This window comes from Corynebacterium sp. S5S1, from assembly GCF_001913985.1.
Lineage (GTDB): Bacteria > Actinomycetota > Actinomycetes > Mycobacteriales > Mycobacteriaceae > Corynebacterium > Corynebacterium marquesiae.
The window spans coordinates 1-2,130 of record NZ_MKXT01000081.1; the positions used below are offsets into that span (position 1 = coordinate 1).

The following is a 2,130-nucleotide window of genomic DNA, read 5'->3' on the forward strand; positions in this document are numbered from 1 at the left end:
GGCCTTTCGAGCCCGGCTTGCCGTGGATGCCCGCATCGTTGGGCGGGGCCGCACCAACCCTGGAACAAGCCGCCGAGATTGATGCTGCCGCACGGGCCGAACGTGACCGGAAGAAAGCTGCAAAAGCAGCGAAAGCGGGAAAGAAAGACCACAAGTGAGCCAGCCTTGTGGAACCGACGCCGTCGACCCGGCCCCGCGGTTGATCGTGAGTGACATCGACGGTACATTTCTGAACTCGGCAGACCGTGTGCCGCAGCGAGTCCGCGATGCCGTACACCAGGCCACCGCACAGGGAATGCACTTCGCACTTGCGACGGGGCGGCCTTTTCGCTGGTTGCAGCCGGTGCTGGAGCAACTCGCCGTGCGCCCAGTGTGCGTCACCTCCAACGGTGCGGTGATTTATGACTGTGCCGCTGATGAGGTACTTACCGCCGCGGAAATCTCGCCAGAGTTGATGGAAGAGGTTTACTACACTGCGCAAGACATTTTTGCTCCCTATGGCGGGGTGAGTATCGCTGCAGAATACGCCGGTTATTCTGTGCGGCAAGACCCCACCGAGCTATTTGTTGCCGCGGAAAACTATGCGCACACGTGGGCGGATTCGCAATTTATTACCGCTCCCACGGAACAGGTGTGGCACAAACCAGCCGTGAAATTCCTGCTGCGCAACCCGGCTATGACCGCCAACGAGATGTACGCGTTGCTGGCAGAACACGTTGATAGCCGGCGGGCACATCTGACATATTCCATCGACGCGGGGTTGTTGGAGGTCGCAGCACCAGGGGTCAACAAGGCCGCTGGCCTGGAATATCTCGCCAAGCACCTGGGGGTGGACGCCCAAGAGGTGGTGGCTTTCGGCGATATGCCCAATGACATCGAAATGTTGCAGTGGGCCGGTTTAGGGGTCGCGGTAGAAAACGCACACCCGAGAGTGCGCCAGGCGGCTGATATGGTGACTGGGTCTAACGACGATGCCGGGATCGCCGAAATCATAGAACGGTGGCTGTAGAACAACCATGTATATCGCTGCACTCGACCAAGGCACCACATCCACGCGGTGCCTTATTTTTTGACCGCGACGGGACAGTGGTCTCGCAAGCTCAGCTGGAACACCAGCAGATCATGCCGCGGAAAGGTTGGGTGGAACACGATCCGAATGAGATTTGGACGAACACGCGCCGGGTGATTTCTTCTGCGATGGTGGAACTCGACATCACCGCCCGTGATGTGAAAGCCCTGGGGGTGACCAACCAGCGCGAGACCGCCGTCGTCTGGGAGAAAGCCACCGGGGAGCCGATTTATAACGCGATTGTCTGGCAGGATACCCGCACCGGTGGGGAGTTTTCTGATGCAACGGTGTGGCAGGCGAAGACCGGTTTGTTGGCCAATTCTTATCCGGCGGGTCCGAAGATCGCGTGGATTTTGGATCATGTCGACGGCGCCCGTGAGCGCGCCGAGCGCGGCGAGTTATTGGCCGGCACCATTGATTCGTGGCTGGTGTGGAACCTCACCGGTGGTGCAGAAGAAAACAGCGACGCCGACGATGATCGGGGCAGTGGGGACCACCGTGACAATGGTTCCGGCGAAGCGCTACACATCACCGACGTGACTAATGCCTCGCGCACCTTATTGCTCGACCTGCACACCTTGGACTGGGACGATGAACTCTGCGAAGCCGTGCGCGTGCCTAAACAGATCTTGCCGACGATCGTCCCGTCGATCGGTGAGGTGGGCGAGGTGCGCCACCGTGGTTCGTTAACCGGCGTGCAGATCACCGGTATTTTGGGCGACCAGCAAGCTGCTATGTTCGGGCAGCGCTATTTCCACCCCGGTGATGCGAAAAATACCTACGGCACTGGCCTGTTTTTGCTGCTCAATACCGGCACGGAACCGAAATTTTCTGAGCATGGTTTGCTTACCACGGTCGCGTACCAGCAACAGGGGGAAAAGCCGGTGTACGCACTGGAGGGATCTGTCGCAGTGGGCGGCTCGTTGATCCAGTGGTTGCGTGATCAATTAGGGATTATCCCGGATGCTGCCTCGAGCGAATCGATCGCTGCCGACGATAACGGTGGGGTGTATATTGTCCCGGCGTTTTCTGGGTTGTTTGCTCCGCGATGGCGGCCGGAT

1 protein-coding gene and 1 pseudogene are annotated in these 2,130 nt (G+C 59.2%); both read left to right on the top strand.

The features are described 5' to 3' along the window. Nucleotides 1–154: 154 nt before the first annotated feature. Nucleotides 155–1,009 (top strand): HAD family hydrolase, encoded by an 855-nt coding sequence (locus BKN05_RS12195; RefSeq protein WP_284607557.1) that lies wholly within the window; start codon nucleotides 155–157, stop codon nucleotides 1,007–1,009. A gap of 7 nt (nucleotides 1,010–1,016) precedes the next feature. Continuing rightward, nucleotides 1,017–2,130: pseudogene (gene glpK / locus BKN05_RS12200) on the top strand (glycerol kinase GlpK); the annotation flags it as partial.